The organism is Streptomyces chattanoogensis (assembly GCF_001294335.1).
GTDB lineage: Bacteria > Actinomycetota > Actinomycetes > Streptomycetales > Streptomycetaceae > Streptomyces > Streptomyces chattanoogensis.
The window spans coordinates 1-16,946 of record NZ_LGKG01000165.1; the positions used below are offsets into that span (position 1 = coordinate 1).

General features: G+C 72.9%; 12 protein-coding genes. 6 read left to right on the forward strand and 6 right to left on the reverse strand.

All coding sequences use genetic code 11. The features are described 5' to 3' along the window. Positions 1-405 precede the first annotated feature (405 nt). The 3 genes from ADL29_RS31085 (at position 406) to ADL29_RS31095 (ending at position 7,749) form a co-directional block, all read left to right on the forward strand. On the forward strand, positions 406-1,944 hold the full coding sequence (locus ADL29_RS31085) for a hypothetical protein (protein ID WP_053926894.1): 1,539 nt from the start codon (positions 406-408) through the stop codon (positions 1,942-1,944). A 163-nt stretch (positions 1,945-2,107) separates the two neighbouring features. Beyond that, positions 2,108-2,995 carry a hypothetical protein gene (locus ADL29_RS31090; protein ID WP_046931525.1) on the forward strand — a complete coding sequence of 296 codons (888 nt, stop codon included), beginning with the start codon at positions 2,108-2,110 and terminating at the stop codon, positions 2,993-2,995. A gap of 65 nt (positions 2,996-3,060) precedes the next feature. Beyond that, positions 3,061-7,749: a coiled-coil domain-containing protein gene (locus ADL29_RS31095; protein ID WP_053926895.1), complete on the forward strand. Its 4,689-nt coding sequence runs from the start codon at positions 3,061-3,063 to the stop codon at positions 7,747-7,749. A 7-nt stretch (positions 7,750-7,756) separates the two neighbouring features. Here the strand turns inward: ADL29_RS31095 and ADL29_RS31100 are convergent, their stop codons facing one another. Next, complete coding sequence (locus ADL29_RS31100; RefSeq protein ID WP_053926896.1) at positions 7,757-8,842, reverse strand: S-(hydroxymethyl)mycothiol dehydrogenase; 1,086 nt, start codon at positions 8,840-8,842, stop codon at positions 7,757-7,759. Between the two features lie 150 nt (positions 8,843-8,992). Further along, positions 8,993-9,805, reverse strand: coding sequence for an IclR family transcriptional regulator (locus ADL29_RS31105; RefSeq protein ID WP_078971427.1), 813 nt, complete (start codon positions 9,803-9,805; stop codon positions 8,993-8,995). Positions 9,806-9,973: 168 nt separating this feature from the next. Between ADL29_RS31105 and ADL29_RS31115 the strand changes: the two genes are divergently transcribed. After that, complete coding sequence (locus tag ADL29_RS31115; RefSeq protein ID WP_046929347.1) at positions 9,974-10,303, forward strand: bifunctional 3-phenylpropionate/cinnamic acid dioxygenase ferredoxin subunit; 330 nt, start codon at positions 9,974-9,976, stop codon at positions 10,301-10,303. Between the two features lie 162 nt (positions 10,304-10,465). On the opposite strand, the gene ADL29_RS31120 is transcribed toward ADL29_RS31115, so the two are convergent. From ADL29_RS31120 to ADL29_RS31135, 4 genes are all read right to left on the reverse strand, one after another. Beyond that, positions 10,466-11,065 carry a hypothetical protein gene (locus ADL29_RS31120; protein ID WP_053926899.1) on the reverse strand — a complete coding sequence of 200 codons (600 nt, stop codon included), beginning with the start codon at positions 11,063-11,065 and terminating at the stop codon, positions 10,466-10,468. Further along, positions 11,062-11,364: a hypothetical protein gene (locus tag ADL29_RS31125; RefSeq protein ID WP_053926900.1), complete on the reverse strand. Its 303-nt coding sequence runs from the start codon at positions 11,362-11,364 to the stop codon at positions 11,062-11,064. The genes ADL29_RS31120 and ADL29_RS31125 overlap by 4 nt, the downstream gene beginning before the upstream one ends. 43 nt (positions 11,365-11,407) lie before the next feature. Then, complete coding sequence (locus ADL29_RS31130; RefSeq protein WP_053926901.1) at positions 11,408-12,619, reverse strand: hypothetical protein; 1,212 nt, start codon at positions 12,617-12,619, stop codon at positions 11,408-11,410. A gap of 257 nt (positions 12,620-12,876) precedes the next feature. Then, positions 12,877-13,413: a hypothetical protein gene (locus ADL29_RS31135; RefSeq protein ID WP_425424297.1), complete on the reverse strand. Its 537-nt coding sequence runs from the start codon at positions 13,411-13,413 to the stop codon at positions 12,877-12,879. A gap of 220 nt (positions 13,414-13,633) precedes the next feature. Here ADL29_RS31135 and ADL29_RS31140 point away from each other — a divergent pair, with 220 nt between their 5' ends. Further along, positions 13,634-16,471: a sensor histidine kinase gene (locus tag ADL29_RS31140; protein WP_053926903.1), complete on the forward strand. Its 2,838-nt coding sequence runs from the start codon at positions 13,634-13,636 to the stop codon at positions 16,469-16,471. Beyond that, positions 16,468-16,920, forward strand: a complete 453-nt coding sequence (locus ADL29_RS31145; protein WP_046929353.1) for a roadblock/LC7 domain-containing protein — start codon at positions 16,468-16,470, stop codon at positions 16,918-16,920. Before ADL29_RS31140 ends, ADL29_RS31145 begins: the two co-directional genes overlap by 4 nt. The last annotated feature ends 26 nt before the right edge of the window (positions 16,921-16,946 follow it).

The following is a 16,946-nucleotide window of genomic DNA, read 5'->3' on the forward strand; positions in this document are numbered from 1 at the left end:
CCCCCGCCCCCACCCTGCCCTCCCCCCGAAGGGGGGAGGGCAGGGTGACGGGGGGTGGGGGCGGGGGCGCGCCGTGGTGCCGCCCGAAGGGCACGGGACGGGTCCGTGCAAGGGCACGAAGCCGGGCCGCCCAAAAGACATGAAGCCGGGGCGTCCGAAGGCCACGTAGCCGGGCTGCCCGTAGGGCGCGAAGCGGGGCCGTTTGAAGGGCACGGGGGGGGGGCTGTGTGAAGGGCACAGTGCGAGGCTGATTGAAGGGCACAGTCCGGGCCTGTGTGAAGAGTGCGGTGCGGGGCCGTTCGCAGGGTGCGGGACCGGTGCGGGCAGGGCGCGGATTGCCCGCCGAAGTGTTGCCGGCCCGTGCCGTTTCGTCCGTTGTCAGTGTGACCGCCTACTCTGTGCGACGTGACTTTTCCCGCCCAGGGGGCCGCTGCGCCCCAGCTCAACGGGCCGAACCGGCCCGCGCCGGGCCCGGCCGCCGACGAAGGCCTGGCCCGTCGGCTGCGCGCCCTGGCGTGCACCGCGCCGTTGCACGACCTCGATGCGCGCAAGGCCAATCTCGCGGGCGAGTACGGCGTCTATGCGATGGCGGAGGTGGCGCTCGCCGTCATCGACCTGGTCACGCTGAACATGGACTTCGACACCGGCGCCGATCATGAGGAGATAGTGGCGAAGGTGCTCCCCCGGGTCGCCGCCCAGGCGCCCCGGCGGCCCCAGGGCGAGCATGAGCGGGTGGCCCGCTGGGTGCTGGAGAATCTGATCAACGTCGGGAGCGTGGACCGCGGCTTCCGGGCCGTCTACGGCACTTTCACCACCGACGGTGAGTATGTCCGGCGGGACTACGACTTCAAGCTGATCGAGGAGGTTCCGGGCCCCGGCGGCACGGTGTACCTCCGGGCGACCGACGAGGCGGTCAACGTCCTGGTCGGTGCGCTCGACACGGATGTCACCAGCGCGCAGATCGCCGCCGAGGTCAAGCTCGAGGTGCTGATCAACCGCGGCCGGCTGGCCGACGCCCAGCTCGCCGCCGAGCAGGCCCGTTACCGCACCGTGCAGTACGCGGAGACCCTGCGCAGGACGCTCGACGCCACCCGGCGCAATGTCCGTGCCGTGGACTGGCTGCAGGCCGTGCCCGACATGATCGCCGAGGCGCTGGACCACGTAGCGGACCGCTACCGCCACGAGAACGCCATCCTGACCAACATCCGCAAGGCCCGTGACGAGGCCGAGGCCGTCGACCAGAAGACCGGTGAGCACAAGCGGCGCGCCGCCGAGCTGGTCGACATCGTCAAGGACTGCATCCGGCGGCACACCCAGCTCCAGTCCCGGCTGCTGGAGGCCGGTCCGCTGTTCCGCGCCGAGCAGGACCGGCAGGCTTTCGCGGCCCCCGCCGCCCGTTCCGGGCTCGACCTCTACGGCCAGCTGGTCGCGCCGCTGCTGCCGCTGCCCACCGAGCGCGCCATCCGCGTCACCGACGCCTTCTTCGCCCGCGGTACGGGCCTGCGCACCCCGTCGGCGGTCCGCGTCGGCGATCTCGTCGAGGTGCTGCTCACCCCGCCCCTGGAGCGCGAGCATCTCGGCGCGGAGATGCCCGACCCCGATCTGGTGGCCACGCCCGACGACAGCCGCTTCAGCGAGGAGCAGCTGGACGCCGCGATGGAGCTGCTCGACCTGCCCGCCGATGCGCCCCGCCGGCTGTCCGGTCTGCTGGCCGAGGCGCGCCGCAAGGATCCCGAACTCCCGTATCTCGTCGCCCTGCTGGCGGTGCATGCGGCCAGTCCGCCGGTCGGTACGGCCTACCGTCAGGGCGAGTCGCAGCTGCTGTTCGCCGTCGACGACGGTACGGAGCTGGCCGACCCCGAGTTCGGCGGCGCCGACCTCATCGTCGGTACGGCCCTGCTGGACGCGGCCGGTATGGCCGCCGACCGCTCGGAGGTGGCCTGATGCCCCGGCGCCGCACGATGCCGCCGAGCTTCCGGATAGGCCGGCCGCACATCCGCCCGGCCGTCGTCCGGGCCCTGTACGCCCCGCACGCCCCGCACAAGGAGCTTCAACCGTGACCGAGTCCCTTGGGCACAACGCCGCCGGCGCGGTGGTGCCGGAGTCCCTGGGCGACACCGCGTCCTGGGGCACGCCCGCGGAAGAGACGCCCGCTGCCACCGCCCCGGCGCCGCTGATCCCCGCCGACGCCGCGGACGCCGCACGCCTGGTCTCCTTCGGGCTTCAGCCCAAGCTGCTGCCCGCCCGCGACGCGGAGTACGCCGAGCTGCTGCGCCGCTATCGGGACGAGCCCGCCTTCGCCCGGCTCGCCGACGCGGTGGCCACCGGGCTGGGCCTGGTCGTCCTGGAGGTCTCCACCCGCGCCGGGATGGCCGTCACCGCCGCCGAGGACTCCGTCTTCGCCGTACGGATGGGCGATTACGCCCGCCGCGCCTCGGCCGACTCCGCCGACCGGTTCCTGCACGGCCTGGCGCATCTCGCGGTTGCCGCGCTGGCGTTCCCGCGCCCCGAGGATCTCGCCGACGACGGCTACATCGGCCGGATCACCGTCAACGGCGTCGATGCGTTCGTACGGCAGGCCTGCCGCCGTCTGGAGGAGCGTGCCGAGCAGGACGGCGAGAACACCGACCCGGTCAGCGATGCGCCCGGCCTGGAGTCCGCCTGGCGGGTCTACGCGCGGCGCAGCGCGACCGGCGCGACCAAGGACGCCCGGCGGCTGGCCGGTTCGACCACCGGCATCATCGCCAAGGCCGTCACCTTCCTCGTCGACTCCGGGTTCCTGCAGCGCACGGGCGACGATGCCGGAGGCGCGTACCGCACCACCGCCCGCTATCAGCTGCAGGTCCGTGACATGGCCGGCAGCGCCGCCATGGCCGAGCTGCTGGAGCTGGGGGTGGTCCCCGTCGCCGACGGCAGCGGCTCCCTGCTGCCCGGCGAGGACACCGACGACCTCGATCTGGTCTCCGACGCCGGGCTGCCCTTCCACTCCGGCTGAGACACGGCCACCGCACGACCGCCACCGCACGACCACCGCCCACGCCACGACAACGAAAGTCCGCCATGTACGAGCTGTCCCGGGTCCGCCTCTACTCCATCGGGCCCGCCGGTGCGCGCTATGCCGACACCGTGCTGGACCTGCGCGGAGTCGGTGCGCCCGTGCCCCGACCGGCCCCGGCCCAGGCGGACTTCTTCGAGGACGAGCCGGTCGGCCCGCCGCGCCGCCCGGCCCCGGCCGGGGTGCTCTTCCTGGAGAACGGCGGCGGCAAGTCCGTCCTGCTCAAGCTGATCTTCTCGGTGATGCTGCCCGGTCACCGCAACACCCTGGGCGGCGCCAGCTCCGGCGTACTGCGCAAGTTCCTGCTCGCCGACGACTGCGGGCATGTCGCCCTGGAGTGGCAGCATGTGCTGACCGGCGAGAGCATCGTCGTCGGCAAGGTCAGCGAATGGCGCGGCCGCCAGGTCTCCAACGACCCCCGTAAGTTCGCCGAGGCCTGGTACAGCTTCCGGCCGGGCCCGGGGATGAGCCTGGACTCCCTCCCGGTGGCCGAGGCCACCATCGTCCGGCCCCGCCAGGAGAGCAGCGAGGGGACCTCCGGCGCCCAGGGCCGCCGCCGCACGATGAAGGGTTTCCGCGACGTCCTCACCGAGGCCGGGAAGAACTACCCGAACCTGGACGTGGTCTGGGAAGAGATCCACGAGCGCTGGAACGAACACCTCGGTGTGCTGGGCCTGGACCCCGAACTGTTCCGCTATCAGCGCGAGATGAACGCCGACGAGGGCGAGGCCGCCGGCCTGTTCGCGGTCAAGAACGACTCCGACTTCACCGATCTGCTGCTGCGCGCCGTCACCGACACCCGTGACACGGACGGTCTCGCCGATCTCGTCCACGGTTTCGCCCACAAGCTCGGCCGGCGCGCCGAGCTGACCGCGGAGCGGGACTTCACGGCAGGGTCCCTTGATCTGCTGTCGCGCATTGCCGAGGCCGCCGAGCAGCGCGAACGCGCCCGTGAGGTGCATGCGGGGGCCGAGCGCCGCACCCGGGGCCTGGCGCAGCGGCTGCACGCGCGCGGTACCGAGGAGCGCGGCCGGGCCGCCGAGCTGGCGGAGCAGGTCGCCACCGCCGCACACCGCGTCACCGACGCCGAGCGCACCCGCGAGCGCCGTTCCCTGGTCTCCGCCGAGCTGGCCTACCGGCACGCCTCGCTGGCGCTGGCCGCCGCCGAGAAGGGCGCCGCCGCCCAGCGCCGCGAGCTCAATGACGCCCGTACGCTGCACAGCGCCTGGCAGGCCGCCGAGACCGCGCTGCGGCACCGCGCCGCCGCCGACCGCTCGGCGCGGGTCGCCGTGGCCATCCGGGAGGCCGAGCGGGATGCCGCCCCGGCGCTCGCCGCCCGCGCCACCGCCGCCGCCGACCTCGTACGGGCCCTGCACTCGGCCGCCGAGGCGGGTGAGCGGATCGCGAACGAGGAAGAAGAACGTTCCGCCGCTCTCCAGGAGGCGGGTGAATCGGCGCATCGCGACGCCACCGCCGCCGCCACGCATGCCCAGCGCGCCCGCAGTGAGGCCGATCACCTCAGGCAGCGCCTCGCCGAGGTCGCCGAGGAGACCGCCGAGGCCGTCCGGGCGGGCTGGCTGGACGACTCCGCCCCGGACGCCGACCCCGCCCGTGCCGCGCTCGCCGCCTCGGACGCCGAGAAGACCGCCGTGGCAGCGTGGGATGCGGCCCGCGAGGCCGCCCGGGGGACCACCGACCGCGCCCGGGAGGCCGCCGCCCGGCTCTCCGCCGCGGAGCTGGCCGCGGCCCGTGCCGAGGACGCCGCGCAGGCCGCGGGGCGCGCGTACGACGCCGAACGCCGCGCAGCGGAGTCGCTCGGCGCCGAGCCCCGGCTCGCCGACCTCCTCGGGCTCCCCGGGGCGAAGTCCGCGCTGCCCGGCCCCCGTACGGCGGACGCCACCTCCGACGGCGGGGCGCTCACCGCCGACGAGCTGGACCGCAGCGCCGAGGCGCTGCGCGAGCTCCTCGAGGACGGCGTCGCCACGGCCGAGCGGCAGCTGTTCGATCTGCGGACGGCCGCCGCCGACGACTCCCGGATCCTGGGGGCGCTGGGCGACGGCGGGCTGCTGCCCCCGGGGCCCGATGTGCTCGCGGCCGTGGAGTACTTGGGCGAGCACGGCGTCCCGGCGCTGCCCGGCTGGCGCTATCTCGCCCAGTCCGTCGACCCGGCCGATCACGCCAGGGTGCTCGCCGCCCGCCCCGAGCTGGTCGACGGCGTGATCATCACGGACCCCGACACCCATGCACGGGCCCGCGAGGTGCTGTCCCAGGCCGCGCTGCTGCCGCGCTCCGCGGTCGCCGTCGGCACCGCCGCCGCGCTGCTCGCCCCCACCCCCGCCCCCGACGGCCGGGACACCGGTGTCTTCCTTGTCCCGCCCAACCCGGCGATGCACGACGAATCGGCGGCCGACGAGGAGCGCCAGGCGCTGCGCACCCGCGCCGCCGAGCGCGACGAGGAGATCCGCCGGCTCGCCGCCCGGCTCGCCGGCGACCGTGCGCTGGCCGCCCGGCTCGCCTCCTGGCGTACGGGATGTCCCGAGGGCCGGCTCGCCGAGCTGGCGGCCGCCGCGGAAGGGACCCGTACGGCCGCCGATGAGGCCGCGGCCGAGCTGGCCGAGGCCCGTACGGTCCGCGCCGAGGCCGATGAGGTCGCCGCCGAGGCCACCCGGGTGCGGGACGAGCGGCAGGAGGCCGCGCAGCGCGCCCGCCGCGCCGCCGACCTGCTGGCCGGGCTCGCCCACCGGCTGCGCGAGCGCGCCACCTGGCAGTCGCGGCTGCGTGAACTGGCCGATGAGACGGCCGAGTTCGAGGCCCGCGCCGAGGAGTGCGTGGACCGTGCACGGGCCGCGGACGAGGACCGCCGGGCCGCCCAGCGCGCCGCCGACGACGCCCGCCGCACCGCCCGCGCGCTGCGCGCCGAGCGGGCCGAGATCGCCGGCGTACCGGACGATCTGGGCGATGCCCCCGAGGCTCCGAACGCCTCCCTGCCCGCGCTGCGCGAGGCCTACCGCGCCGCCTCCCAGCTCTACGAAAAGGTGGGCGTCGGCGCCGATCTGCGCGCCGAACAGGCCCGCGCCGAGGGCGATGAGTCCGCTGCCCTGGCCGAGCTGAACCGTCTCACCAACAAGGTCCGCACCCGCGCGGAGGCGCTCCTGGAGAGCCCGGACGCCGCCGACGGCCCGTCCCGGCAGGCCGCCGCGGCCCGTGCCGAATCGCTGGTGCAGATGCTGGAGAGCCGCGCGTCCGCCGCGAGCGAGCAGCTCGGCCGGCTGCGCGGCGAGGCCGAGCGGCTGGCGCCCACTGACGGCGAGGCGCACACCGAGCTGCCCGACGGGCTGGTCCCGGAGGACGCCGACCGCGCCAAGGAGCTGCTGCGCAGCGCCAACGCCGAACTCGCCACCGCCGCCGAGGCGCTGGAGGCCGCCCGCGCCCGGCACGACGAGCTGCTGCGCGGTCACCGTGCCGCCGAGGACGCGGCCGGTGGTTTCGACGAGACCGCGGCCCTGCTGCGCGATCTGCTCCGCGACCGCCAGGACACGGAGGACGCCGAGGACGCGGTGGACGGCGGCATCGAGCCGTACGCCGGCGGCCTGGCCGAGGCCCGGCAGGCCGCCGCCGAGTCCCGCCGCTCGCTGCGCGGCTGCGCCGCCGATCTCTCCGCCGCCGAGTCCGCGGTCCGTGAGGCCTCGGACATCCTCGTACGGCACGCCAACGCCACCCGCTACGAACAGGTCCGCACCCCCGCCCGCCAGCAGATCCGCGAGCTGCCCGCGGCCGCGCTGCCCGACCACGCCGCCAAGTGGGCCGAGGCCTTCGCGCCCCGGCTGCGCGTCCTCACCGACGAGCTGGCGCAGCTCGAGCGCAACCGCGACTCCATCGTCGACCGCCTGCGCGGACTGGTGGAGTCGTCCCTCACCACCCTGCGTTCCGCGCAGCGGCTGTCCCGGCTGCCCGAGGGACTGGGGGAGTGGTCGGGCCAGGAGTTCCTGCGGATCCGGTTCGAGGATCCCGACCAGGCCACCCTCACCGAGCGCCTCGGCGAGGTCATCGACGAGGCGACCCGTTCCGCCGTCCGGAAGAACAGCGATCTGCGCCGCGACGGCATGTCCCTTCTCCTGCGCGGGGTCGGCGCCGCCCTCCAGCCGCGCGGTGTGGCTGTCGAGATCCTCAAGCCGGACGCGGTGCTCCGGGCGGAGCGCGTCCCCGTCGGGCAGATGGGGGATGTGTTCTCCGGCGGTCAGCTGCTGACCGCTGCCATCGCCCTGTACTGCACGATGGCCGCGCTGCGCAGCAACGACCGGGGGCGTGACAAGCAGCGCCATGCCGGCACGCTGTTCCTGGACAATCCCATCGGCCGCGCCAACGCCACCTATCTCCTGGAACTGCAGCGGGCCGTGGCCGATGCCCTCGGCGTCCAGCTCCTTTACACCACGGGCCTGTTCGACACCACCGCGCTCGCCGAGTTCCCGCTGGTCATCCGGCTGCGCAATGACGCCGACCTGCGCGCGGGGCTGAAGTACATCAGTGTCGAGGAACATCTGCGGCCGGGTCTGCCGCAGCAGGACCCGGGCGGGGAGGCGGTGCACGGCCAGATCACCGCGACGCGGATGTACCGCCGCCCGGACGAGGCGCCCCAGGTTCCGGCGCAGCAGGAGACCGGGCCGGAGGACGCCGCGGAGGGGGCCGACGGCTGACGGGTCGTCAGAGCGTGACCACCGACCGCAGCACCTCACCGCGCTGCATCCTGGTGAACGCCGCTTCGAGGTCACCGAGGCCGACGGTCTCGGTGACGAACCGGTCCAGGTGGAGCTTGCCGCTCAGATAGAGGTCGATCAGGACGGGGAAGTCGCGGCTGGGCAGACAGTCGCCGTACCAGGAGGACTTCAGCGCGCCGCCGCGGGAGAAGAGGTCGAGGAGCGGCAGTTCGATCGTCGTCTCCGGTTCGGGGACGCCGACCTGCACCAGCGTTCCGGCCAGATCGCGCATGTAGAAGCCCTGCCGGTACGTCTCCGGGCGCCCGACGGCATCGATGACGACATCGGCGCCATGACCCCCGGTGAGCCCCCGGACCGCCTCGACGGGGTCCGTACCGCGGGAGTTGACGGTGTCGGTGGCGCCGAACCGCTCGGCGGCGTCCAGCTTGCCGTCGTCGAGGTCGATGGCGATGACCCGGCGCGCACCGGCCCGCGAGGCACCGGCGATGGCGGCGTTGCCCACTCCGCCGCAGCCGATGACGGCGACGGTGTCGCCGCTGCCGACGGCGCCGGTGTGGACGGCGGCGCCGTAACCCGCCATCACCCCGCACCCGATGAGCCCGGCCGCCTCGGGCCGTGCAGCGGGGTCGACCTTCACCGCCTGACCGGCCGCAACCAGCGTTTTCTCGGCGAAGGCACCGATGCCCAGGGCCGCGGTGAGGGGGGTGCCGTCCAGGAGCGTCATCGGCCGGGCGGCGTTACGGGAGTCGAAGCAGTACCAGGGCCGGCCGCGGCGGCAGGACCGGCAGCGGCCGCAGGGCGCCCGCCAGGCGAGGACGACATAGTCGCCGGGCGCGAGGCCGGTGACCTGGGGGCCGACGGCCTCCACGACGCCCGCCGCCTCGTGTCCGAGCAGATAGGGGAAGTCGTCCCCGACGGCGCCCTCCCGATAGTGCAGATCGGTATGGCAGACACCGCAGGCCTGCACGGCGACCAGCACGTCCTCCGGCCCGGGATCGGGCACCAGGATCGTGCGCACCTCGGCGGGCGCGCCCTTCTCGACGGCGACGGCGGCGCGGACTTCGTACGGCATGGCTCACTCCTCAACGGCGTCCGGACGGCACTCCGCCCACGCCCCAAAGTTGCCTATGGCGCGCCGAGTTGCGCCATGGGAGACATGCTGGAAGTCCGTCAGGGATCCGTCAAGGGGCGTTTTCGCCGCCCCCGCACGCGGCGCGACCGGTCACGCCGAGTACCCCATCCGCCGGGAGAGCTCGGCCGCCGCCTCCGCCGCCCGCTCCGCCAGCTCCGGAAGCAGCGCGCGCTCCATCCGGTACGCCGGGCCCGAGACGCCGATCGCCCCGATCACCCCGCCGTCGTGCGCCCGTACCGGCGCGGCGACCGCGTTCAGCCCGATCTCCAGCTCCTCGGTGGACTGCGCGAACCCGTCCTCGAACGCGGCCGTCAGCTGCGCGCGCAGCCCGGCCGCCGTGGTCAGGGTGTTCTCCGTGAACCGGGCGAGCTTGCGGGTCACCAGGGCCTCCCGGCGGTCCCGGGGCAGATGGGCCAGCAGTACCTTGCCGCTGGCGGTGGCGTGCAGTGGGGTACGGCGGCCCAGCCAGTTGTACGCGGTCACCGCGGCGGCGCCCCTGGCCTGCATGATGTTGACCGCCGCATCGCCGTCCAGCACCGCGATGTTGGCGGTCTCGCCGGTGTCGTCGGCGAGCGCCCGGCACACCGGCTGGCCCTCCTGCGAGATGTCCAGCCGGATCGCCGCGGCGCCCGCCAGCCGCAGCACCCCGGCGCCCAGGAAGTATTTCCCGCGCTCCTTCTCCTGCCCCACCAGTCCTCGGTTCTCCAGCACCCCGAGGATCCGGAACGCGGTCGACTTGTGGACGCCCAGCTCCTCGGAGATCTCGGTGACCCCGGCCTCGCCCAGCCGGGCCAGGATCTCCAGCACGCTCACCGCGCGGTCCACGGACTGGACGGACCCCGCCGATGTGCTGGACGTACTGGACGTACTGGATGTGCCGGATGTGCTGGACGTGTTCGGCATGTTCGACATAGGTCTTTGCGTCACCACCTGGCGGCCCCTGGGGCACGTCCGGGGCGTCTTTCCCCAAGCCCTTGACGGCCCGCTCCCCGACTTGGATTCTGTTGCGCATCATGCTCTGCAGTGCGCGATGAACAACGCCATGATACCGATCAGCGCGAGGGGGGCCAGATGATTCCCGTCTGCCGCATCGAGGACCTGCCGGAGGGCGAGTCCGTACGGATCGAGATCGACGAGACCACACCGGCGATCGCCGTCTTCCACACCGAGGACGGCCTCTACGCCGTCGACGACACCTGCAGCCACCAGGACGCCTCGCTCTCCGAGGGCTGGGCCGAGGGCTGTTTCGTCGAATGCCCGCTGCATGCGGCGCTGTTCGACCTGCGCACCGGCGAGCCGACCTGTCTGCCCGCCCGCCGGGCCGTGCGCACCCACGAGGTCAGCGTCATCGACGGGACGGTCCATGTCCGGCCCGCCGTGGGGGAAGAGGCGGTGGCGTGAACGGCGGTGTCCCACGTCCGATGACGAACAGTGTGGGGCATCGGACGTGGGACACCGGACGTTGGACAGCAGGCGTGGGATACCGGACGTGGGACATCCGACGTGAGATACCGGACGTGGGACGTCCGACGTCGGACTCCGCAGGGATCCGGGCCTTCGCCCTCAGCCCTTCAGAGGATTCGCCGTGACATCCACCGCGGCCTTCCGCGGATCCGACGCGGCATAGGTGTTGAACTGGGCCACACAGGCGAGGACGAGGAGCAGGCTCACCCGGGGGTCGTGCACCGTGATGCGGTAGCGCGCCCGGACCCCGGCGAGCCGGACGAACTCGAATCCCGCGGATTCGGCCGAACTGAACCGCAGCTTGAAGGAGAACAGGGCGTCCCCCCAGGCGTGGTCGAGGACGACGCGCAGCGGGGAGCCGTGCCGCAGCTTGTTCGCGCCGCCCTCCGGCAGCCCCGTCAGCACGCCCAGATCGTGCTGGGTGAACGTCCAGTCGTCGGGACGCAGCGTCCGCTCCCGGTGGCGCACGCTGCCCAGCTCGGCGCGCTCGGCCGTCATGGCGGCGAACGGTGTGACATAGCCGGCGAATTCATCCAGCCCGGCCCCTGTGTAGACGCGGTACGGGTACCGGGTGTCGTATCCCCCGTCCTTCTGCATACGGGCCACCGGCTCCTGCCGGCCGTCCGTATGGACATGGAAGGCGGTGTGGTTCCGGCTGTATTCGACGGAGACGGTGAACGCCTCGGGCGCCTGGATCACCGTCCGCCGCCCGCCTGCCGGACGGCGCCGCGGTCCTGGGCGTCCTCGGTGGCCGCCCGGCTCAGCTTCCCGATGAGATGTTTGATGTCGTCGACCTCCGAACCGGCCTTGAGCTGTTCGTAGATCTGGTGCGCCAGCTCGTCCTGCCGGGCGGTCCGGCCCGCCAGCAGCTCCTCCCCGAGCCGGTCGGCCGCTTCGGCCCGTTCCTCGGCGACGGGGTCAAGCGGTTCACCGCCCGCCGGGCCGTGGGTGTGCGGGGCAGGGCCGGCAGGGCCGTACGAGGATCCGTACGTGGACACGGGGCGCTCCAGGGGTGGGGTGGGTTCTGGGGGATTCGGGAACTCAGGCCGCAGGGAGCAGGCCGATACGGGCGGTGCCGGCGGCGGAGCTCCACCCGCCGCTCTTCTCGAATTCGAAGCCGCGCTGCTCGACATCATTGATCAGGCTGCCCACGCTCGGCATGGGAGAGCTGAGTGCCTCGCTGATTTTCTTGATATCGCTCTGAATAGCCTTCACCGCCTCCGAGATCTTCTGGAAGATCTCCTCGATGATGGTGATGGCCGTGATGATGGCGCGCACGATCTTGTAAATCTTGTAGAGCTTGTACGCCGTGTAGATACCCGCTCCGATATCGGCCAGCGGGTCCTCGGGTCCGAGTCCGACCGTTTCGATGGCCGCGTCGCCGGCCGCCATCTCCGCTGCCTGTTCGGCGAGTTGCTTGATCTCGTTCTTGATCAGTTTGTCGATCTCGCGCAATGCGGCGTGGACGAGAACGACGATGGCTTCATAACCGACCTTGAACGCCTTCGCCGCCTCCTTCGCGGCGTCCCCTATCCCGCCGATCCCCATGGTCCACCGGAACAGATACGAGTCGAATCCCTGGGCGGCCTGCCCCTGCCACTCGCTGCCCAGCGCCCACGAGCCCTTGCGCAGGGTCCCGGCCACCGTGTACACGGCGTCGCCCATCGCGTCGTAGGCCTCGTGGAGGTACTTCAGCCGGCCGTACTTGCCGACCAGGGGCTCCAGCAGCAGTTCGACCAGGCTCTGGCCGGTGCAGAACGTGAAGACCTTGTCCGCGCCGCGCAGTTCGCTGCCCCTGCCGAGCGCCAGCAGCTGGAGGTGGATGTTCTTCTCGGTGTCGTCCTCGGCGCTCGCCGGCTCCTTGAGGGTGACGTCCTCGTCGGTGTAATTGCCCACGCGGTGCGCGCCGGGCAGCGAGCCGAGGTCCGGGAAATGAGGGAGGGCATCGGGGTAAATGGTGCGCAGATCCGAGCGGGCCTGATCGTCGGCCTTGGCGTAGTCGGCGCTCGTACGGTGGATCTTGTCCTCGACCACGCCCATTCCCCGCCGGCACTGGGCGAGCTTCCCGGAGAAGAAATGCGAGACGTCCGGCACGATTTCACGCGCCAGGAGAAGCAGCCCGTCCAGTCCGTCGGTATGGGCGCACTGTGTCTCGCTCCACTGTGTGATCTTGTCGAGGTGCCCGGCCTGCTTCGCCGTGAGGTCGGCATACGAGTGAAAGTCGCCCTGCGGCGGCGCCTGGAAATGCGACATGCGTCCTCCCCGTGATGGTGCGCGTGGGTGATGCCGGCATCCATTCCGGAATGGGGAACGCACCGGCGCACCCCGTCCGCGCCACGAACGGGGATACTCCGGGGAGGCTATCCATGGAGGTTTGTGTCCTCGCCAATGAAACCCTTTGGGAATCTCTTGCGCGGGTCAACGTTTGTTTATCACCGCCTGTCGGCGGCGGCGGGCTTCCCGGGCGGTGAGCCGACGGGTCCGGCTGCGGCCGCCCGGAACCGTCGCCCTCAGGCCGCCGCGCGGTCGGCCGGCGCGGGGTCGTCCCGCGTCCCCCGTGCCGCCGCCCGGCGCGCCCGTCGCCGCTCGCGGCGCAACTCGCGTGCGGTACTGCTCGGCTGGGACTGCACGCCGTGCCGCTGCACCCACACCTGCCGGGTCACCCACACATCCAGGACCCCCCAGGTCGCTACCACAGTGCTGGCGACCGTGCTGAGCACCGCGGGAAAGGCAAGCCAGGAACCCGCCAGCGTGCACAGGAACGCCACCATGGCCTGAATCAGTGTGATCGCGACGATGATGACGGCGCGCACCGCGGCCGTACGCACCGGATCCGCCATCCGGCGCCGGGGCGCGGTCTCCTCCTGCCACAAGGGGCGCCTGCCGGTGTCCATGAAAGCGTCACACTCCCCGCACTCTCCCGCCTGTCCGACTCCTCGGCGGCTGCCCGGATTTCGCCGGATACATGCCCCTGGCGCCGTACCCCGTCCCCTCTTATCGTCACGCACCGTTCCGGCGAGGCGTTCCCCGGGGTAGGGGAATTCCAGCCAACCGCGGGACAGGCCGGTCACTGCCCGTACGGCACCGAAGACCCCTGGTCACGGGCGTGTCGCCCGCTCGGCGGCGGACCACAGGCGCGGGCGCCGCCGCGCCCCTCCTCCCCAACGCCCGTGCAGACCTTCGAGTTGATCCCCCGGCAGTAGTAGGCTCACGCCGTTTGTTGACGGAACACCGCCCCCGTGCGCCGGGGTTGACGTAGGGGAGGCCATGCGCTTTCGCGGTAAGTCGATCCGCCGGAAGATCGTGGCGTTGCTGCTCGTACCGCTGGTGTCCCTGACGGCCATGTGGACGTTCGCGACCTACCTCACCGGGCGCGAGGCCAATCAGCTGCTCGATGTCACCACCATCATGCGGAAGGTCGGCTATCCGGCCGAGGGGATGGTCCAGGCCCTGCAGCGCGAACGCCGCCAGAGCCTGCTGTATCTCGCGGACCGGCGCGGCGCCGACGCGCTCACCCGGCTGCGGCAGCAGACCCGTGCCACCGACGAGGCCATCACCCGGCTCAAGGCCAACGCCCAGAACCCCGATGCGCTCGACGAACTGCACGGAGATGCCGCCGGCCGGGCGCAGAGCGTCGTCAAGAGCCTGGCCGGGCTCCCCGAACTGCGCCGCCAGGTCGAGGACAACACCGTCAGCAACGACGAGGCCCTGGAGGCGTACAACTCCATGGTCGACCCCACCTACGACTTCCTCGCCTCCCTCAACGCCCTGGAGAGCGTGGAGATGGACAAGGAGGCCCGCGCGCTGGTGCAGGTCACCCGCGCCCGCGAGGCCTTCTCCCGCGAGGACGCGCTGATGTCCGCGGCGCTCGCCTCCGGCAGCATGACCCGGCGGGATCTGCGGATGTTCGCCGACCGGATCGCCGAACGCCGCATCCTGTACACCACCGGCCTCACCTTCCTGCCCGCCAAGGACCGCGGCATCTACGAGGACTACTGGCGCTCGGCCACGGCCCGCGAGGTGACCTCGTACGAGGACACGGCGATCGCGGCCGGCGCGCAGCGGGCGCCGCACGCCGTCAACGCCGAGCGCTGGAACACCGCCGCGGACAAGGTGCTCGACGACCTCACCCGGATGGGCAAGGACGCCGGCGAACGCTATATGCAGCGGGTCGATCCCTACGCCACCACGGTCGTCCTCAAGGCCGCCGTCGCCGGTGTCCTCGGCTTCGTCTCGCTGCTGGTCTCGGTCATCGTCTCGCTGCGGATCGGCAGCCGGCACGTCAAGGACCTGACCCGGCTGCGCAAGGCCGCGCACGAGGTCTCCGGCGTGCGGCTGCCGAGTGTGATGCGCCGGCTGGCGGCCGGTGAGCAGGTCGACGTGGAGACCGAGGCGCCCCGGCTCGAGTTCGGCCCGGACGAGACCGGCCAGGTCGGCCAGGCGCTCAACACCCTGCAGCGGGCCGCCGTCGAGGCCGCCGTCAAACAGGCCGATATGCGCCGCGGTGTCTCCGAGGTGTTCGTCAACCTCGCCCGCCGCAGCCAGGTCCTGCTGCACCGTCAGCTGACCCTCCTGGACGCCATGGAGCGGCGCACCGAGGACACCGACGAACTCGCCGACCTCTTCCGTCTCGACCACCTCACCACCCGGATGCGGCGGCACGCCGAGGGCCTGGTGATCCTCTCCGGCGCGGCTCCCTCCCGGCAGTGGCGCAAGCCCATCCAGCTGATGGACGTGGTGCGGGCGGCGGTCGCCGAGGTCGAGGACTACGAGCGGATCGAGGTGCGCCGGCTGCCACGGCTCGCGGTCGACGGCCCCGCCGTCTCCGACCTCACCCACCTGATCGCCGAACTCCTCGAAAACGCCACGGTCTTCTCGCCGCCGCACACCGCCGTCCAGGTACTGGGCGAGCGGGTCACCAACGGCTTCACCCTCGAGATCCACGACCGCGGCCTGGGCATGGCCGCCGACCTCCTGCTGGACGCCAACCTCCGGCTCGCCGAGACCGCCGAATTCGAACTCTCCGACACCGACCGGCTCGGTCTGTTCGTGGTCAGCCGGCTGGCGCAGCGGCAGGGCGTACGGGTGTCCCTGCAGACCTCGCCGTACGGCGGCACCACCGCCGTGGTCTTCCTCCCCGGCGCGATCCTGACCGAGACGCCCGAGGGCGGCCGTGACGACACCGGGCCGGGCGCCCTGGGGCCGGCGGACCCCGGCGGCAACGAACTGGAGCACGCCGCGGGCAAACTGGCCGCGCTGTCCCAGGGGCCGCCGGCGCTCCCGAAGGGCCGTACCCCGCGGGTCATCGACGGCCCGGTCGAACTGGAGGCGCCGTTCGGTCCGGACGAGCCGGGACTCGTGGACGACGAGGACAGCGTCTTCCGCGGCCGGGACCGCGGCCGGGAACGGGGCGGGGAACGGCCCTGGGAACGGAGCCGGGAGCGCGGCGGGGAGCAGGGCCGGGCGCGGGGCCGGGGCGACGGCCGGGAACGCGGCCCGGAACGCCCGGGGCCGTCCGCCCGGCCGACCGGCCCCACCGCCTCCCCGGCCGCACCGCCCGCCGTCGCACCGTTCCCGTCCGGCGAGCAGCACCAGCAGACCCGCGACCAGGCTCCCGGCGGCCTCGCGCCGCTGCCGCGCCGCCACAAGCCGCCGGTGCTGGTCTCCGACCACGGCCGGACGGTCGACGGCGGGGCGGCGCCCGGGAGCGCGGCACGGGGGAACGAGGCGCGGGGCAACGAGGCGCGCGGGAACGACCGGCCGGACCCGGAGCGCCGCGGTCCCCGCCGCCCCGAGCTCGCCGAGGAGACACCAGGTGGGACGCCGGACGTCCCACCTCCACAGACACCGGGCGGACTGCCCCGCCGGGTACGCCAGGCCAGCCTCGCGCCGCAGCTCAAGCAGGACCCCGGGCGGCCGGACGCGGAGCGCCGGGCGGAGGAGTCCGCGGACGACCGCGACGCCGAGGCCGTACGTGCCCGGATGGCCTCGCTCCAGCGGGGCTGGCAGCGCGGCCGCCGCGACACCGAGGACACCACGGCCGGGGACCGCCCCGGCGGCGACAGCACAGCACCGGGAAACACCACGGGAGGGGACGGTCCATGACCGCATCGAAGGCAGCAGCGTCCATTGCATCGGCCATAGCCTCGGCATCGGGGACCGGCGCCGGCGAGCTGAACTGGCTTTTGGACGAGCTGGTGGAGCGGGTCGGCTCGATCCGCAAGGCACTGATCCTCTCCAGCGACGGCCTGGCCACCGGCGCCTCCAAGGACCTGACCCGCGAGGACGGCGAGCATCTGGCCGCGGTCGCCTCCGGCTTCCACAGCCTGGCCAAGGGCATCGGCCGGCACTTCGACGCGGGCCGGGTCCGGCAGACCCTGGTGGAGCTGGACGATGCGTTCCTGTTCGTCAGCGCGGCCGGCGACGGCAGCTGCCTGGCCGTCCTGGCCGACGCCGACTCCGACGTGGGCCTGATCGCCTACGAGATGACGCTGCTGGTCAAGCGCGTCGGCACGCACCTGGGCACCGCGCCCAGGTCCGGTCCGGCCACCTGAGCGGCGACCGGCCGACGACGGTGACG

What these genes read in the sequence shown, in the direction of transcription:
- ADL29_RS31095 (WP_053926895.1), top strand. Translation starts at nt 3,061, where the DNA reads ATGTACGAGCTGTCCCGGGTCCGCCTCTACTCCATCGGGCCCGCCGGT.
- ADL29_RS31100 (WP_053926896.1), bottom strand. Translation starts at nt 8,842, where the DNA reads ATGCCGTACGAAGTCCGCGCCGCCGTCGCCGTCGAGAAGGGCGCGCCC.
- ADL29_RS31105 (WP_078971427.1), bottom strand. Translation starts at nt 9,805, where the DNA reads ATGCCGAACACGTCCAGCACATCCGGCACATCCAGTACGTCCAGTACG.
- ADL29_RS31115 (WP_046929347.1), top strand. Translation starts at nt 9,974, where the DNA reads ATGATTCCCGTCTGCCGCATCGAGGACCTGCCGGAGGGCGAGTCCGTA.
- ADL29_RS31130 (WP_053926901.1), bottom strand. Translation starts at nt 12,619, where the DNA reads ATGTCGCATTTCCAGGCGCCGCCGCAGGGCGACTTTCACTCGTATGCC.
- ADL29_RS31140 (WP_053926903.1), top strand. Translation starts at nt 13,634, where the DNA reads ATGCGCTTTCGCGGTAAGTCGATCCGCCGGAAGATCGTGGCGTTGCTG.
- ADL29_RS31145 (WP_046929353.1), top strand. Translation starts at nt 16,468, where the DNA reads ATGACCGCATCGAAGGCAGCAGCGTCCATTGCATCGGCCATAGCCTCG.